Genomic DNA, 16380 nt, shown 5'->3' with positions numbered 1-16380 from the left:
CGCGGGCTATCTCATCGTCACTCCAAGCCCTTGGGTCCCCCACATCTCCATAGTGCCTGTGGCGTGGCGCTCGTGCCGGGCGATCCGTCCGATACGCTGCGGTCACGGCTTTTCCGTGGCGGGTGAAGAGGGTGAAGGCATGTCAGGCGACCTCGAAGCCCTGCTGCGGGTGACGTCCGACACCTACCGCGGCGACGGCCCACCCGACGTCGCCTTCGGCACCTACGACGGCGCGGTCGGCCGGCTGGTGCTCGCGGTGACGTCCAGAGGCGTCGCCTCCTGCAGCTTCGAAGACGAGAACAGCGTGTACGAGCGCGTCACCAAGCAGGTCGGCAGCCTCATCGGCACGGACGCCCGGCGGCTCGACCCTGTCCGCCGGGAGCTCGACGCGTACTTCTCGGGCCGGTTGCGGACCTTCGCCACGCCGGCCGACCTGGCCCTCGCCACGCCGTTCGCGCGCACGGTGCTGCAGAAGACGATGGCGGTGCCGTACGGCACGACCACCACCCTGGAGCGGATCGGCGAGCTCATCGGCAGGCCGCGCGCGCTGCGCGCGGTCGGCAACGCGCTCAGCTCCAACCCCCTGTGCGTGATCGTGCCGTGCCACCGTGTGGTGCGCGAGGACGGCGAGCTCGGCGACTACGCGGGAGGCGTGGCCGCCAAGCGTCACCTGCTCAACGTCGAGCGTCGCGAGTCCCGCGCCTGAGCGCACCCACCGCCAGCGTCACCAGGGCCGCCACGACGGCGCCGCCCAGCGCGCCGTTCATCCACGGCTCCCTGGTGAAACCGACCGCCTCCCGCACCCCGGCCCACATCCCGTCCCACTGCGCGACGGTGGGGGTCGAGGTGGTGAGCCAGTAGGCGGCGAAGCCGAGCGCCCAGGGCAGCAGCATCGACCAGCGCGCGGGCGCGTCCTCGGCGGTGTTCCAGCGGGTGGAGCCGCCGAGCAGGAAGTAGTCCACGGCCAGCACCGCGAACATCGGCACGAAGACCGCGCCGATCAGGCCCAGGAACGCGCCGTAGGACGTCACGTCGGCCACGAGCGCGATGGCGACGGTCAGCACGCCGATGGCCGTGCTGAGGATCCGCCTGTCCACCCGCGGCATGAGGTTCTGCAGCGAGACGGTCGTGGAGTAGACGTTGGCGAAGGACTGGTCGGCCTCGCGCAGCACGAGGATGGCGAAGAACAGCGCGCCGACCGGCGCCGCCACGAAAGGCGCGAACACCGCCGTGCCGTCGGCTCTCACCGCCGCCGCTCCCGCGATCGCCACCGCGTAGACGCCGAGCCCGAGGCAGGCGACCTGGGCCAGCGTGTAGCCGCCGACCACTCCTGCGAACGCGGCCCGGCTGGACCTGGAGTGCCTGGCGAAGTCGGCGGCGAGCGGCACCCACGAGACCGACAGCGCGATCACGTAGTCGACCGCGGGCGCGAACGCCGTCCACGACCCGCCCGTCTGCGGTGGCGCCTCGCCCAGGAACTGCACGGCGAACCAGATCAGCGAGATGATCACGGCGATGGTGATGTAGCGGCGGAGCAGCCTGATGGCGCCGAGCGGCCAGATGGTCAGCGCCGTGGTCAGCAGTCCGGCGACGATCACCCACACCGCGTACGGCACGGTGTCGCCGAAGATGGCCATCGCGCCCTTGGAGATGACCCAGAGCTCGAACGCCCCCCAGCCGATCATCTGGATGATGTTGAGCACCGTCGGGATGTAGGACAGCTTGGCCCCGAACAGCCCGCGCAGCAGCACCATCGCCGGCTGCCCGGTCTGCGTGCCCGGGATCGCCGACAGTCCCACCATGGCGGTGCCGATCAGGCTCCCCACGACCGCCGCGGTCAGCGCGGCCGTCAGGGTCAGCGGGGCGTCGGTCAGCGGGTCGAGCAGGAGCAGGGCCCCGGAGAAGCCCAGCAGGCTGACGGCCAGGTTGGCCCAGAGCGCGCCCTGGTCGAGCACGCCCAGTGTCTTGGGCGGGGAGCCTTCGAGAGTGAGGGGAACTTCGTCGTCGTGGACGGCATGCGACATTCGCACTCCCTACGCCGGCATTACCCGGACAGGTTCATGCGGTCGGCGACGGCCTCGGTCGCCCTCTCAGCCCGGTGCGCCCCGAGCTCCCGCGTTGGGTGGATCAGCAGAGACGGAGATCACTCCGGCTCGCGCCCCCATGATGCCTGATTTGCCGGAGATCAGCCACTAGGCAATGAAAGGCGACTGCCCGGTCTCGCTGACCATCGGCAGCTTCTGCTGCTCCCACGACTGCATGCCGCCGTCGACGTTGACCGCCTCACGCCCGAGCTGGTTGAGCCAGGCCGCGACCTGGAACGACCGCCCGCCAACCCGGCACACCACGTAGACCGTCCGGCCGGCGGGAACCTCGTCGAGGCGGGTCTGGATCTCGCTCATCGGGATGTGCACTGCCTCAGGGGCGTGGCCCGCGACCCATTCGCCCTGCTCACGCACGTCGAGCAGGAACCCGCCTGAAGGGATGTCTCGCGCCTCGATTTCGGGAACCGTCATGCCTCCATCATCTCGCGTCGCGAGTCGTAGGCCGCACGCGCCTCGGCGATCTCCTGCTGGTGCTTCTCGGTCCAGGTCACCAGGGATTTGATCGTCTCGTGCAGGGTGCGGCCGAGCGGCGTGAGCGCGTAGTCCACCCGGGGCGGCACCACGGGGTGGACGGTGCGGCTCACCAGCCCGTCGCGTTCGAGCTGGCGCAGCGTGACGCTGAGCATGCGCTGGCTGACGCCGTCGATCTCGCGGCGGAGCTGCGTGAAGCGCAGGCTCTGGCAGTCGAGCAGGGCGATGACGAGCAGCGACCACTTGTCGGCGACGCGGTCGAGGATCTGCCGGACCTCGCACCCTTCCCTGACGTCCCACTGGCGGACGTCGTAGTCGTCGTCGGTGCTGCCGGGGTAACAGAGTGACTTTGAAGTGCCGTCTTCCATGCATGCCCATGCTGCCGCATGATGCTGATGGTTACAAGAGGTAACCGACATATAGAAACGTAACCGAGGAGTGTCCGCATCATGCCTTCCACCGAACGACTGAGAGGCCGCCCGCTGGGCGTGCTGATGGTGCTGTGCGGGGCCATCTTCCTTGAGGGCATCGACGTGGCCATGCTGAACGTCGCGCTACCGGCCATCCGCGCCGACCTCGGACTGTCGACCACGATGCTGAGCGGCGTGGTCAGCGCCTACGTGCTGGGCTACGGCGGGTTCATGCTGCTCGGCGGCCGGGCGGCCGACCTGCTGGGCAGGCGCAGGATGTTCCTGCTCTGGCTGACCGTGTTCCTGGTGTTCTCGGGGCTCGGCGGGCTGGCGAACGAGGGCTGGGTGCTGCTGCTCGCCAGGTTCGTCACCGGCGTGGCCGCGGGCTTCATGACCCCCGCGGGGCTCTCGCTGATCACCACGAGCTTCGCCGAGGGCAGACAGCGCAACAGGGCGCTGCTGATCTACGCGGGGACGGGCGCGGCCGGCTTCGCGCTCGGCCTGGTGATCGGCGGGCTGCTGACCGCGATCGGCTGGCGGTGGGTGTTCTTCGCGCCGGTGATCCTGGCCCTGGTGATCCTGCTCACCGCAACCGCGCTGATCAAGGAGCCCGCCGCGCCGCGGCGCACCGCCGGGCGCTTCGACCTACCGGGCGCGATGACCATCACCGGCGCGATGATGCTGCTCGTCTACGGCGTGATACGGCTGGAGCATCCGGCGGCGGGCTGGGCCTGGACCCTCGCCACGTTCGCCGGCGGCCTGGCGCTCGTGGCGGCCTTCGTGGCGATCGAGCGACGCTCGGCCGAGCCGCTGATCCGCCTCGGTCTCTTCAGATCCGGGCCGCTGGTGCGCGCGAACCTGGCGGCGATCCTGCTCACCGGCTCGTTCTTCGGCTTCCAGTTTCTGATCACCCTCTACCTGCAGGAGTTGCGCGGCTGGTCGGCGATCCAGACCGGCCTCGCGCTGCTCGCCGCCGCCGCTGACGTGATCCTCGCGCCCACGCTCACGCCCCTGCTGGTCAACCGGTACGGCAACGCTCGCGTGATCTTCGGCGGGCTGGTGTCCGGGCTGATGGCCTTCGGGCTGTTCCTCGGGGTCGGGATGGACTGGACCTACGCCGCCATGCTGCCGTCGATGCTGCTGATCGGGCTGATGTTCGCCTTCGTCTACGGCCCCCTGACGATCGTCGCGACCGAGGGGATCGCCGAGCACGAGCAGGGGCTGGCCGGAGGGCTGATCAACACGTCGTTCCAGTTCGGCGCCGCCCTGGGACTGTCGATGGTCACCGCCGTCAACGTGGCGGCGCTGGGCGCCGGCTCGACCGGGATCGACGCGCTGCGAGCGGCGCTGGTGGTGCCCGTGACGGCCACGCTGCTGTCGGCGGTCATCGTCGCCTTCGGCCTGCGCAGGCGGGCGTCGGCCGACGTCCGGGTGCCCGCCGGCGTGTAGGCCTACTTCAGCAGCTTGGACAGGCGGCGGTCGGCCAGCGGTTTGCCGCCTGTCTGGCAGGTGGGGCAGTACTGCAGCGAGGAGTCGGCGAACGAGACCTCGCGGATCGTGTCGCCGCACACGTCGCACGGCTGGCCGGCCCGGTTGTGGACGCGCAGGCCGGACTTCTTCTCCGCCTTGAGGTCCTTGGCCGCCAGGCCGTGCGCCCGCTCCACAGCCTCGCGCAGCGTAGCGACGATGGCCTCGTGCAGGTCGGCGATCTGGTCGTCGGTCAGCGTCGCCGCGATCTTGAACGGGGACATCTTGGCCGCGTGCAGCACCTCGTCGGAGTAGGCGTTGCCGATGCCCGCGATCACCTTCTGGTCGCGAAGCAGGCCCTTGATCTGGGTACGGTTGCCGCCCACGATCCGCTTGAGCGCGGCCACGTCGAAGGAGTCGTCGAGCGGGTCGGGGCCGAGGGCGGCGACGCCCGGCACATCGTCCGGATTTTTCGTGACATAGACGGCGAGGCGCTTCTGCGTCCCGGCCTCGGTCAGCTCGAAGCCGGGCGCGAGTCCCTCATCGTCGGGCGCGAGCCTCACCCGCACGGCGAGCGGCCCCTTGCCCGGCCTGACCGGCTTGGCGCCCGACAGGTCTTCGCGCCAGCGCAGCCATCCCGCGCGCGCGAGGTGGATGATCAGATGCAGCCCGTCGCAGTCGAGGTCGAGGAACTTGCCGTGCCTCGACACGCCCGTGACGGTCAGCCCGCCGAGCGCGGTGACCGGCGGGTCGAACGTCTTGAGCGCCTGGAAGGCCACCACGTCGACGCCCAGGACCGTGCGCCCCACCGCCCGCTCGCGCAGGAAACCGGTGAGGGATTCCACCTCGGGAAGTTCCGGCATGCCACCAGAGTACGATCCCCGTCCACAGCCTGTGGACTACGGGACATCCCAGAAGGCCAGCTCGTGCGCCATTCCTTCGGCGAAGAGGACCTCCGCCCTGCCGGGATCCGGGTCGGCCTCGTCGATCATCGCCCCGATCCGCGCTGCCAGCGCCGCGAACCCGGGATCGGCGTAGGTGTCCACCCAGGCCCGGTAACGCGGCTCAGCGGGCGGATTCTCTGCCAACATCTGGCCCAGCGTCGAATATCCCCACATACACGGATAAAGAGCGACGAGCCCTTCCGCGTACGACGCCGCCGACTCCAGCAGGAACGCCGTGTACGCCTCGCACGCGGGCCCCTTCCTGGCGCCTTCGAGGTCCGCCCCGAACCCGGCGGACAACGACCTGTGCAGGTCCAGCTCGTCATGGAAGGTGGCGTACGCCAGATCCACCAGGTCGCCGAGGTGCGCGGAGGGCGCCTGCCAAGCCAGCCGGGAGAACACCCGGACGTAGTCGAGCAGGAACAGGTAGTCCTGCTCCAGCCACGAGGCGAACACCGGCTCGGCCAGGTCCCCGCGCCCGATCCCCACCACCGTGGGATGCGCGAGCTGGGCGTCCAGCAGCGGCCGGCCGATCGCGTGCAACTTTTCAGAGACAGTCATGGGCTGCACGTTAGTGTCGAAGGATGAGTGTGACGATTGCCGAAGAACTCCTCCTGCTCGCCCACGGCGAGGACGACGGTAAGCAACTCCTTTCCACCACCCAGCTCGACCCGGCGCTCGGCGGCGCCCTCCTGGCCGAGCTGGCGCTCGCCGGCAGGCTGGAGCTGACCGAGAAGAAGGTGACGGTCAAGGACCCGGCCCCGCTGGGAGACGCCGAGCTCGACGCCGCCCTGGCGCGCATCGCCGAGAGCCGCAAGGAGCACAAGCCCGCCTGGTGGGTCCAGCGGCTGCAGTCGCGCAAGCTGCGCCTGCGCCTGCTCACCAGGCTCGCCGAGGCGGGCGTGCTGACCGAGGAGCGCGGCAAGGTGCTCGGCATCTTCCCCACCACCCGCTGGCCGGAGGCCGACGGCAGCGCCGAGGCCCAGGTGCGGGAGCGCGTCGCCGCCGTGCTCGGCGGCGCCGAGCCCGACCCGCGCACCGCCGTGCTCATCGCCGTCATGCACGCGTCCAAACTCGACCGCAAGGCGTTCCCCGGAGCGGACAAGCAGCGGGTCAAGCAGATCGCGACCGGCTCCTGGGAGGCGGAGGCCGTCGCCCAGACCATCGCGGCCATCCACGCGAGCGTCTCGGTCGCCGTCACCGCGGGCGTGGTCGCCGCCGCCTCCTCCTGACGGCTCCGGAGCCGGGCAGGGTCAGCCGGCGTCGAGGATGTCCTTCGGCACCGGCTTGTCCTCCTTGAGCGCGTCGAACAGGGCCAGCGCCTTCGTCCTGTCCCACTTGACGGCCGTGCCGCCGCCGGCGATCTCGTTGCCGCCGAACGGCACCACCGTGGTCACCGGGCTGTCGCCCATGGCCAGGCCCAGCGAGAGCATGTCGAACACGCCCGTGCCGGTGTCGACGGCCACCGCGTCGGTGGCGGCCGAAGCCAGCGGGAGCGAGGTGAAGGGGTTGATCAGGACCCCCGGGCTGGCCGCCTTCTTCACGACCGCGCTGAGGAACTGGCGCTGCCGCTTGGTGCGCTCGAAGTCGGGCAGCGCGCCGCCCTTGCGGGTGCGGACGTAGCCGAGGGCCTGGCCGCCGGTGAGCACCTGCGGCCCCTTCTTCAGCTTCAGTCCGGCCTTGGGGTCGTTGACGGCGGCGCGGACGTTGATCTCGACACCGCCGACCGCGTCGACGATGTCCACGAAGCCCGCGAAGCCGATCTCCATGTAGTTGTCGACGTGCACCCCGGTGACCGTCTCCACGGTGCGGACCAGCAGCTGGGGCCCGCCGATCGCGTAGGCGGCGTTGAGCTTGTTGCGGCCCTTGCCGGGAATGGTGACCGCCGAGTCGCGAGGCAGGCTGACGAGCGTGGGCCTGTCACTGCCCTCCGGCAGGTGGAGCAGCATCATGGAGTCGGTCCGCTGGCCGGCGCTGCTGCCGGTGGCGAGCTTTCTGCGCTGGGCGGCCGACAGGCCCTTGCGGCTGTCGGAGCCGACCAGCAGCCAGTTGGTGCCCGGAGTGTCGGCCGGGCGGCCCTCGTAGTCGTCGAGCACCCGCTCGATGCCCGCCAGCTTGCCGTCGATCCAGATGAACAGGCCCACGGTCGCGAGCAGCAGCACCGCCACGAACGCCGCGACGATCGTGAGGACGGTGCGCCCGCGGATCCGCCTGCGCGGCCTGCCAGGTGGCTTCGGGCCGGCGGCGGACGGCTCGGCGTCACGCCGCAGCGGCCTGACCGGGCTGCTGCCCGAGCGCTGCTTGCCGTACACCCGCGAGCTCGCCTTCGGCCTGTCGTCGGCGATCGGGTTGAGCCGGGTCGCCTCGTCGGCCGGCGAACCTCCGGCAACCGGGCGCGCGCCGCCCCCCGGCGGGAACCGGTGCGCCGGGGCCCCCGCGGAGCGCGGCCCGTCGTCGTTCCTGCGAGGCAGCGGTCGGCCGTCGCCTGGCGAGCGCATGGCCCGCGTCCGGTCGTCCTCAGACACTTGGTTTCTACTTCCCTTCGCTTGACATAGACGCTACGTCCAACCCCCTATCAGTGCAGACTCCTCTCCAAGGTTTTCCCACGGAAAAGTACTCAGAACGCGCCGTACGTCACTTCTGGAAACAGAGAAGGCGGCTGCTTCGTTAGGTTTGTGGACGACCTCTATCGAAGGGATGATCGTGTCCGCTCCGGACCCATGGAGTAGTCGCCCGTGCACGAGCACGGGTTCCCCTGAGAGCTCGCTGCGGTGAGCGCCTATTTGGGGCTACTGGCCCTCTTCCTCCTCACCGCCGCGACGGGCTACTTCGTCGCCCAGGAATTCGCCTTCGTCGCCGCCGACCGGGGGGTCCTGCGCGAGCAGGCCGCAGCCGGCGACGCGGCCGCCGAGAAGGCCCTGCGGGTGACCTCTCGTCTCTCGTTCATGCTGTCGGGCGCCCAGCTCGGCATCACGGTCACCGCGCTGCTGGTCGGCTTTCTGGCCGAGCCCGCCATCGCCGTGATCGTGCACCCCTGGCTCGTGGGAGCCGGCCTGTCGGACGCCATGATCGCCGGGCTTTCCGTGGCCATCGGCGTGTTCGTGGCCACCATCGTGCAGATGGTACTCGGCGAGCTGGCGCCCAAGAACCTCGGCATCGCCAGGCCCGAGCCCGTCGCCAAGTTCCTGGCCGGCTCCACGCTGGCCTACCTGGCCGTGGTGGGCCCGGTGATCCGCCTGTTCGACTCGGCGGCCACCGGCCTGCTCAGGAAGCTCGGGATCGAGCCCGTCGAGGAGGTGGAGCACGGCGCCACCCCCGAGGAGCTCTCCCGGATCATCGACGAGTCGACCCGGGCGGGTGAGCTGCCCCCGCGCCTGTCGGAGCTGCTGGAGCGGGCTCTGGAGTTCGGCGACCACACGGCTGAGGAGATCATGGTGCCGCGGCCCCGCGTGGTCGTGCTCCGGGACTCGCAGCCGATCTCCGCGTTCATCGAGGCCATGCGCGAGTGCGGCCACTCCCGTTACCCGGTGCTCGGCGCCGAGGGTGACGTGGTGGGGGTGACCGGCGTGCGCGAGCTGCTCGCCTCCGGCCTGGACGAGGGCCGGGTCGGCGACATCACCCGTCCCCCGCTGCTGGTGCCCGACTCGCTGCCACTGCCGGTCGTGCTCGACAGGATGCGCGTGGCCAAGGATGACATCGCCTGCGTCATCGACGAGTACGGCGGCCTCGCCGGCGTGATCACCGTCGAGGACCTGGCCGAGGAGCTGGTCGGCGAGCTCGTGGACGAGAACGACCCGGACCCGGTCGGCGCCGTGGAGCAGCCGGGCGGCATCTGGGAGGTGCCCGGCCGGCTCCGGCTGGACGAGGTCGAGCGCGCCACCGGCGTATCACTGCCCGAGAGCGACGACTACGACACGCTCGGCGGGCTGATCCTGGCCAAGCTGGGCCGGATGCCGGAGCCGGGTGACACGGTGACGGTCGAGACCATCCCCGAGACCGACCCGTTCGCCGAGGACGACGAGCAGCACCTGGCGGAGCTGACCGTGATGTCGCTCAACCGCCGCGTGCCCGAATGGGTGCGGCTGGCGCCGGCCCAGCATGCGGAGGCCGCCCGATGACGATGATCCTGCTCGGCCTCGCACTGCTGGCCTTGAACGCGCTGTTCGTGGCCGCCGAGTTCGCCTTCGTCTCCTCCCGGCGCCACCGCCTTGAGGAGATGGCGGGCGGCGGCAACCGTCTCGTCAGGATCGCCGCCAGGTCCGCCGTGGGCGGCAGCCGCCAGCTCTCGCTGATGCTCGCGGGGGCCCAGCTCGGCATCACGCTCTGCACGCTCGGTCTCGGGCAGGTCACCGAGCCCGCGATCGAGCACTACCTGGAGCCGGTCTTCGCCGCCATCGGGGTGTCGGAGTCGCTGCGGCTGCCGATCTCGCTGACGATCGCGCTGGCGCTGGTGACGTTCCTGCACATGGTCATCGGCGAGATGGCCCCCAAGTCGTGGGCGCTGACCAATCCCGAGCGGGCGGCACTGGTGCTGACGCTGCCCTTCCGCGGCTTCACCTGGTTGATGCGGCCGCTGCTGTCGTCGCTCAACGGGCTGTCCAACCTGCTGCTGAGCCTGTTCGGCGTGCAGTCGCGCGACGAGCTGGCCACCACCAGGACGCCGCGCCAGCTCGCGATGCTGGTGGGCGAGTCCGGCCGGATGGGGCTGCTCGACCGCGAGGAGCACGACCTGCTGACCAGGGCGCTGCGGTTCGAGGCCGAGGGCATCGAGCGGCTGATGGTCCCGATCAGCCGGGTCGTGACCGTGCCCCCGGCCGCCAGCGCAGCGGAGATCCGGGACCAGGCCGCGAGCAGCGGGCATCTCAGGCTGCTCGTGAGCGCCGCGGGCGAGGTGGAGGGGTTCCTGCACGCCCGTGACGCCCTGCTGGAGCCCGGACGCACCGCCGGCGAGCTGGCCCGGCCGGTGCCGCGGCTGGCCTGCGTCACCCAGGTGCCCGAGGCCGTGGCGGCGCTGCAGGAGGCCCGCTCGCACCTGGCGCTGGTCACCGGGGCGGGCGGCGCGGTCATCGGCATGGTGAGCCTGACGGATCTGCTCGGCCAGTTGCTCGACACTCGCGCGCTGGTCGCCTGATCCACGTTCGCTGTGGGCTAAAACACACGTCCGGCCGGAAAGTGACTCGAAAGGGAGTTGCAACCGGCCGGGCGTACATTTCGCGCCTGGCGGCAAGCCGCTGGAAGAGGTTCGTACAAAAGAACAAGCCCCGGCTCTTGCGAACCGAGGCTGTCTTTCGTCAGTGTAGGTCTGCCGAATTCATCGGTAGATCCGAGGTGGGCGAGGAGGGATTTGAACCCTCACGTCCTTTCGGACACACGGACCTGAACCGTGCGCGTCTGCCGTTCCGCCACCCGCCCTTGTGGGTGCTGAGAAACAGTAGCACGTAACAGCCACTGGTACTGAACCCGGATACGATCGCATAAGACACGGGAGCGGAGGAGCTGGGCGCGAGGGCCGACGAGCGCCAGGACCGCCGCGACGTGGGGACGAGCGGAGACCGGGCGCCACAAGCGTCTGGGGGCCGCGATCATATGCACGGAGGAAGGGAGGTACCCGGTGGGAGTCCTTCAGCGCTTCGAGCGACGGCTCGAAGGCTTGGTTGAGGGGGCCTTTGCGCGGGCGTTCAAATCTGACCTTCAGCCGGTCGAGGTCGCCAGCGCGGTGCAGCGGGAGATGGACGAGCGGGCGGCGATCGTCGCCCAAGGTCGCACTCTCGTGCCCAACGACTTCGTGGTCGAGCTGTCCACGACCGACAGCGAGCGACTTGAGGTCTACGCCGACAGCATCAGCCACGAGCTGGCCAACCTCGCCAGGGAGTACGCCAAAGAGCAGGGCTACTCCTTCGTGGGACCGGTCCGGGTCCGTTTCGAGACCGCCGCCGATCTGGCGGTGGGATTGTTCCGCATCAGGTCAGGCGTCATCCGCGGCGCGACGGTCGAGCAGGACGAGATTCGCCAGCCGGCGAGCGACCTGCCCCCGTCACGGCCGCACGCGTTCGGCGGGCGGCCCAGGCTGCTCGTCTCCACTCAGGACGACCCGCAGGGCGACCGCTCCTACGAGCTCACCACTCCGGTGAGCTTGCTAGGACGCGGCACCGACTGCGATCTTCGTCTCGTCGATCCCGGCGTGTCGCGTCACCACGCGGAGCTGCGCGTCGAGGGTCAACAGGTCGTTCTCGTCGATCTCGGATCGACGAACGGCACCTTCGTCAATGGCCAGCCGGTACGCAGAATCGAGCTCCAGAACGGCACGCGAGTGACCCTGGGACGCACGACTCTGGTGTTCCGGCGCGATTAGGGGTAGACAGACGGTCCATGTCCGAGCTCACGCTGCTGCTGATCCGGCTCGCCTTCCTGGCGGTGCTGTGGTTTTTCGTCATTGCCGCAGTCGGCGTGATCCGGACTGACTTGTTCGGGTCACGTACGGCTCCCGCCGGTCCACGCAAGGCGGTCAAACCTGCCAAGGCGGTGGCAAAGCCCAAAAGCAAGAAGGGCGAGCCACGCCAGCTCGTTGTGACAGGTGGCCCCCTGCAAGGCACCACCATTAACCTCACGGAGACGCCCATCACCATTGGCCGGGCGAACGACGCCACGCTGGTAGTCAGCGACGACTACGCATCCAGCCGGCATGCCCGGCTCTTCCCTCAGGACGGTCAGTGGATCGTGGAAGATCTCGGTTCTACCAACGGCACATATCTCGACCGCTCGAAAGTCACCCGTCCGACCCCGGTGCCGCTCGGTGTTCCGATCCGTGTCGGCAAGACAGTCATTGAATTGCGCAAATGACCATCGCACTCCGCTACGCCGCCCGCTCGGACGTCGGCCTCCTCCGCGAAGGAAACGAGGACTCGGCGTACGCTAGCGGCCGCCTGCTCGCCGTCGCGGACGGTATGGGCGGGCACGCTCACGGCGAGGTGGCGAGTTCCGTCGCCATCGCCGCAATGGCCTCTCTCGAAGAGGCCCAGCAGGGGGGTGACCTGCTCAACGCCATCGAGGCAGCCGTACGCGACGCCAATCGCAAGCTGCACGAGATGGTGGGACGGGATCCCAGCCTCAAGGGCATGGGCACCACACTCACCGCAATGCTCTGGCACGGCACCCAGGTCGCGCTGGTGCACGTCGGCGACTCGCGCGCCTACCTGCTCCGGCGTGGGGAGCTCTATCAGATCACCCACGACCACACGCTGGTGCAGCAGCTCGTCGACGACGGTCGCATCACCCCCGAAGAGGCCGCGACGCATCCGCAGCGCTCCATCCTGCTGCGGGCGCTCGACGGCAGCGGCGAGGTCGATCCCGATCTCACGCTGCGCGAGGCCCAGGTCGGCGACCGCTACCTGCTCTGTTCGGACGGCCTGTCCGGAGTGGTGAGCGCGGAGACGATGCACGCCACCCTCACCAACATCGACGACCCCGAAGAGGTCGTCCGCCAGCTCATCGACCTGGCGAACCGCGGTGGCGGGCCGGACAACATCACCTGCGTGCTCGCCGACGTGCTGGAGATCACAGACGGGCAGCAGGTGCCCGTCGAGGCGGCCGTCGTCGGTGCGGCGGGCATGAACCGCCTGGCGTCGCCGGACCCTCACGACACCTCTCCTGGGCGCGCCTCGGCGACCGCTCCCCAGCCGGTGATCAGCGATGACGACTTCGACGAGCCGGGCGCCAGGGCGTCCCGGCGGCCGGCCAAGCGTCGCCGCGTATGGCCGGTCCTGGCCGCCGTGCTGTCCGTGGCCGTCATCGCCGCGGGCGTCGGCGGCTACTTCGGCTGGAAGTGGACCCAGGACCAGTTCTTCGTCGGCGCGTGGGCCGACGAGGTCGTCGTGTTCCAGGGCATCCAGCAGGAAGTGGGGCCGATCCAGTTCTTCTCGGTCGCGCAGCGCACCGGCAAGTCCCTGTCCAAGCTCTCGCCCCCCGACCAGGCCTTGATCAAGGACGGTATCGAGGTCACCGACGTCGCCGAAGGCATCACGAGGATCAACGGCTTGAATTTCCTGACGGAGCAGAAGGCCTCACCGGCCGCCACCCGGTCACCATCCGCGGCCCCGACGAAAACGAAACCCCAGTAAATGAGCGAAGTGGCCGCAGCCCCCGTGCCCATGCCCGCCAAGCGGCGCGTGGCTCAGCTCGGCATGCTCGCGTTCGCGGTCGTGATCGTCATGGGCGCGTACGCCAACGTGGGGCTGGCGATGAAGGGGACGATCCCCTCGGGCATGCTGACCTACGGCCTGAGCCTGGGCGGCCTGATGCTGGCCGCCTACCTGGTTCTCGCCAAATTCGCGCCGTGGGCCGATCCGCTGATCCTGCCGCTGGTGACGCTCGTCAACGGGCTCGGCCTGGTGATGATCTTCAGGCTCTCGGAGTCCGACTCGACCCTGCCCTCCGCCAAGCTCGCCTCACCCAGTTCCCAGCTGCTGTGGACGTTCATCGGCATCGTGCTGTTCAGCCTCACCCTGATCTTCCTGCGTGATCATCGCGCGCTGCAGCGGCTGACCTACACCGCCGGCGCGGTGGGCCTGTTCCTGCTGGTCTCGCCGTTGATCCCGTTCCTCGGCCAGGAGATCAACGGCGCCCGGATCTGGATCGGCATTCCCGGTCTCGGCCAGTTGCAGCCCGCCGAGTTCGCCAAGCTCGCGCTGGTCATCTTCTTCGCCGGCTACCTGGTGGCCAAGCGGGACGTGCTCGCCCTGGCCGGGCGCCGGCTGCTGTTCATCGACCTGCCACGCGCCCGCGACCTCGGCCCGGTGCTCATCACCTGGGGAGTCAGCCTGGGCGTCCTGGTCATGCAGAAGGACCTGGGCTCCTCGCTGCTGCTGTTCGGCACGTTCGTGGCCATGCTCTACATCGCCACCCAGCGCAGCTCCTGGGTCATCATCGGCATCCTGCTCTTCGCCGGCGGCGCCATCCTGGCCGGCACCGTGTTCGACCACGTCCAGCAGCGCTTCGAGGTCTTCCTCAACCCGGGCGATCCCGTGCTGTTCAAGCAGGTCGGCGGCAGCGAGCAGCTCATGCAGGGCCTGTTCGCCATGGGCTCCGGCGGCATCCTCGGCACCGGGCTCGGCCAGGGGCACCCCGAGATCATCCCGCTGGCCTTCTCCGACTTCATCTTCGCCGCCACGGGCGAGGAGCTGGGCCTGACCGGGCTGATGGCGCTGCTGATGCTCTACGCGCTGCTCGTCGAGCGCGGTCTGCGCACCTCGATCGCGGCTCGCGACCCGTTCTCCAAGCTGCTGGCCGGCGGCCTGTCGTTCCTTCTGGCCTGGCAGGTGTTCATCATCGTCGGCGGCGTGACGAACCTCATCCCCCTGACCGGCCTGGTCACCCCGTTCATGTCCCAGGGCGGCTCGGCACTGCTGTCTAACTGGATCCTTATCGCGCTCCTGGTACGCATGTCTGATGCGGCGCGGCGGCCCCCGCCCCAGGCGATCCAGAACGAAGGAATGACGCAGGTGTTCCAGCGATGAACGGCACTATCAAGCGCGCGGCCGTGGCCTGCCTGGCCATGTTCGCGCTACTGATGATCAACGTCAACGTCCTGCAGGCGGTCCGCGCCGACGGCCTGCGCGAGGACGCGCGCAACACCCGCAACTACTACGAGCGCTACGCGGTGCAGCGCGGCCGCATCACGGCGGGCGGCAAGGTCATCGTGGCCCAGTCGAAGGAGGCCGAGGGCGACTTCAAGTTCCTCAGGCAGTATCCCGAGGGCAGGCTGTACGCGCACATCACCGGCTTCTTCTCGCCCGAGAGCGAGTCCGCCATCGAGCGGTCACAGAACTCCCTGCTCGACGGTTCGAGTGCCGACCTGCTGCTGCAGCGCGGCATCGACCTGTTCACCGGCGAGCCGACCAGGGGCGCCAACGTCGACCTGACGATCAACCCGAAGGCGCAGAAGGCGGCGTACGACGCGCTGCGGCAGAGCGGCAAGCGCGGCGCCGTGGTGGCGCTCAACCCCAAGACCGGCGGCATCCTGGCGATGGTCTCGCTGCCCACCTATGACCCGGCCGAGCTGTCGGGCACGGACAAGGGCAAGGTGTTCGGCCGCTATGACGAGCTGGCCAAGGACAAGACCCAGCCGCTGCTCAACCGCAACCTCGAGCGCACCTACCCGCCGGGGTCGACCTTCAAGGTGGTGACCGCCGCCGCCTACCTGGAGGACGACTCCAGCCGCGGCCCCGACACCACCGTCGACGCCCCGCAGGTGCTGGATCTGCCCAACACCACCGCGGACCTGCCCAACTACGGCGGCGCGGCCTGCGGGTCCGGCCAGGTGACGCTCCGCTTCGCGCTGGAGAGGTCCTGCAACACGCCGTTCGGCAAGATCGGCATCGACCTGGGCTACGAGGCGATGCGCGAGCAACTGGAGAAGTTCGGCGCGGGCCAGCCGCTGGCCGTCCCGATGTCGGTGGCCAAGAGCGACTTCGGGCCGAAGGAGGACGCGGCGGCGGTCGCCCAGGCCTCCATCGGCCAGCGCAGCAACCAGATGACGCCGCTCCAGATGGCCATGATCGCGGCCGGCATCGCCAACAAGGGCACGGTGATGAAGCCGTACCTGGTGAACAAGATCACCGACTCGAAGGGTGACACCCTCGACGAGGCCGAGCCCGAGGAGTTCATCGAGGCGGTCAGCGCCGACACCGCCGGCAAGCTGAGCGACATGATGGTGAGCGTCGTGGCCAACGGCACCGCCAACCGGGCACAGATTTCAGGCGTCCAAGTCGCGGGAAAGACCGGCACGGCCGAGACGGCGGAGGGCCAGCAGCCCCACGCCTGGTTCATCTCGTTCGCTCCGGCCGAGGACCCGCAGATCGCGATGGCGGTGATGGTCGAGTCCGGCGCCGTCCGCGGCGGCGGCGAGGGGACGGGCGGCGGTACGGCGGCCCCGATCGCAAAGGCTGTGATGGAGGCGGTGCTGGACCGGTGATGGACGGTAACGTG

General features: G+C 69.5%; 16 protein-coding genes, 1 tRNA gene and 1 riboswitch. Of the genes, 10 read left to right on the top strand and 7 right to left on the bottom strand.

Annotated elements, in window-relative coordinates; translation table 11 throughout:
- Nucleotides 1-139: 139 nt before the first annotated feature.
- Entirely contained in the window at nucleotides 140-706 is a 567-nt protein-coding gene (locus V5E28_RS32080) for a methylated-DNA--[protein]-cysteine S-methyltransferase (protein WP_336212502.1), read from the top strand.
- On the opposite strand, the gene V5E28_RS32075 is transcribed toward V5E28_RS32080, so the two are convergent.
- The 3 genes from V5E28_RS32075 to V5E28_RS32065 all read right to left on the bottom strand — a co-directional run bounded on the left by V5E28_RS32075 (nucleotide 675) and on the right by V5E28_RS32065 (nucleotide 2944).
- On the bottom strand, nucleotides 675-2024 hold the full coding sequence (locus V5E28_RS32075; protein ID WP_336212501.1) for a purine-cytosine permease family protein: 1350 nt from the start codon (nucleotides 2022-2024) through the stop codon (nucleotides 675-677). The genes V5E28_RS32080 and V5E28_RS32075 overlap by 32 nt on opposite strands.
- A riboswitch (TPP riboswitch) is annotated at nucleotides 2014-2127 on the bottom strand. It overlaps the preceding gene by 11 nt.
- A gap of 65 nt (nucleotides 2128-2192) precedes the next feature.
- The gene (locus V5E28_RS32070) at nucleotides 2193-2516 is read right to left on the bottom strand and encodes a rhodanese-like domain-containing protein (protein ID WP_336212500.1); all 324 of its coding nucleotides are present in this window, start codon (nucleotides 2514-2516) and stop codon (nucleotides 2193-2195) included.
- A complete protein-coding gene (locus tag V5E28_RS32065) occupies nucleotides 2513-2944 on the bottom strand; it encodes a winged helix-turn-helix transcriptional regulator (RefSeq protein WP_336212499.1) in 432 nt (143 codons plus the stop codon). The genes V5E28_RS32070 and V5E28_RS32065 overlap by 4 nt, the downstream gene beginning before the upstream one ends.
- 81 nt (nucleotides 2945-3025) lie before the next feature.
- Between V5E28_RS32065 and V5E28_RS32060 the strand changes: the two genes are divergently transcribed.
- Entirely contained in the window at nucleotides 3026-4435 is a 1410-nt protein-coding gene (locus tag V5E28_RS32060) for an MFS transporter (RefSeq protein WP_336212497.1), read from the top strand.
- 2 nt (nucleotides 4436-4437) lie between these two features.
- Here V5E28_RS32060 and V5E28_RS32055 read toward each other — a convergent pair whose 3' ends face one another.
- Both V5E28_RS32055 and V5E28_RS32050 read right to left on the bottom strand, forming a co-directional pair.
- Complete coding sequence (locus V5E28_RS32055) at nucleotides 4438-5316, bottom strand: Fpg/Nei family DNA glycosylase (protein ID WP_336212495.1); 879 nt, start codon at nucleotides 5314-5316, stop codon at nucleotides 4438-4440.
- A gap of 36 nt (nucleotides 5317-5352) precedes the next feature.
- Entirely contained in the window at nucleotides 5353-5958 is a 606-nt protein-coding gene (locus V5E28_RS32050) for a TenA family protein (protein WP_336212493.1), read from the bottom strand.
- Between the two features lie 23 nt (nucleotides 5959-5981).
- On the opposite strand from V5E28_RS32050, the gene V5E28_RS32045 reads away from it, so the two are divergent.
- Nucleotides 5982-6629, top strand: a complete 648-nt coding sequence (locus V5E28_RS32045) for a GOLPH3/VPS74 family protein (protein ID WP_336212492.1) — start codon at nucleotides 5982-5984, stop codon at nucleotides 6627-6629.
- A 21-nt stretch (nucleotides 6630-6650) separates the two neighbouring features.
- On the opposite strand, the gene V5E28_RS32040 is transcribed toward V5E28_RS32045, so the two are convergent.
- Nucleotides 6651-7922, bottom strand: a complete 1272-nt coding sequence (locus V5E28_RS32040) for an LCP family protein (protein ID WP_336212491.1) — start codon at nucleotides 7920-7922, stop codon at nucleotides 6651-6653.
- A gap of 246 nt (nucleotides 7923-8168) precedes the next feature.
- Between V5E28_RS32040 and V5E28_RS32035 the strand changes: the two genes are divergently transcribed.
- A complete protein-coding gene (locus tag V5E28_RS32035) occupies nucleotides 8169-9515 on the top strand; it encodes a hemolysin family protein (protein WP_336212489.1) in 1347 nt (448 codons plus the stop codon).
- Complete coding sequence (locus V5E28_RS32030) at nucleotides 9512-10528, top strand: hemolysin family protein (RefSeq protein ID WP_336212487.1); 1017 nt, start codon at nucleotides 9512-9514, stop codon at nucleotides 10526-10528. Before V5E28_RS32035 ends, V5E28_RS32030 begins: the two co-directional genes overlap by 4 nt.
- A gap of 198 nt (nucleotides 10529-10726) precedes the next feature.
- Here the strand turns inward: V5E28_RS32030 and V5E28_RS32025 are convergent.
- A tRNA-Leu gene (locus tag V5E28_RS32025) sits at nucleotides 10727-10809 on the bottom strand.
- Between the two features lie 199 nt (nucleotides 10810-11008).
- Here V5E28_RS32025 and V5E28_RS32020 point away from each other — a divergent pair.
- Genes V5E28_RS32020 through V5E28_RS32000 form a run of 5 tightly spaced genes read left to right on the top strand, consistent with a single transcriptional unit; the run spans nucleotide 11009 to nucleotide 16366 of the window.
- On the top strand, nucleotides 11009-11749 hold the full coding sequence (locus V5E28_RS32020) for a DUF3662 and FHA domain-containing protein (RefSeq protein ID WP_336212485.1): 741 nt from the start codon (nucleotides 11009-11011) through the stop codon (nucleotides 11747-11749).
- A gap of 17 nt (nucleotides 11750-11766) precedes the next feature.
- On the top strand, nucleotides 11767-12237 hold the full coding sequence (locus tag V5E28_RS32015; RefSeq protein WP_336212484.1) for an FHA domain-containing protein FhaB/FipA: 471 nt from the start codon (nucleotides 11767-11769) through the stop codon (nucleotides 12235-12237).
- Nucleotides 12234-13514: a Stp1/IreP family PP2C-type Ser/Thr phosphatase gene (locus V5E28_RS32010; RefSeq protein WP_336212483.1), complete on the top strand. Its 1281-nt coding sequence runs from the start codon at nucleotides 12234-12236 to the stop codon at nucleotides 13512-13514. The genes V5E28_RS32015 and V5E28_RS32010 overlap by 4 nt, the downstream gene beginning before the upstream one ends.
- Complete coding sequence (locus V5E28_RS32005; RefSeq protein WP_336212481.1) at nucleotides 13515-14909, top strand: FtsW/RodA/SpoVE family cell cycle protein; 1395 nt, start codon at nucleotides 13515-13517, stop codon at nucleotides 14907-14909. It begins immediately after the preceding gene.
- Nucleotides 14906-16366: a peptidoglycan D,D-transpeptidase FtsI family protein gene (locus V5E28_RS32000; protein ID WP_336212480.1), complete on the top strand. Its 1461-nt coding sequence runs from the start codon at nucleotides 14906-14908 to the stop codon at nucleotides 16364-16366. Before V5E28_RS32005 ends, V5E28_RS32000 begins: the two co-directional genes overlap by 4 nt.
- Nucleotides 16367-16380 lie beyond the last annotated feature (14 nt).

Source organism: Nonomuraea sp. LPB2021202275-12-8 (genome assembly GCF_037044575.1).
Classification (GTDB): Bacteria; Actinomycetota; Actinomycetes; order Streptosporangiales; family Streptosporangiaceae; genus Nonomuraea.
Note: the sequence above shows the minus strand (reverse complement) of the source record. Positions and strands in the feature narration are given on the sequence as shown.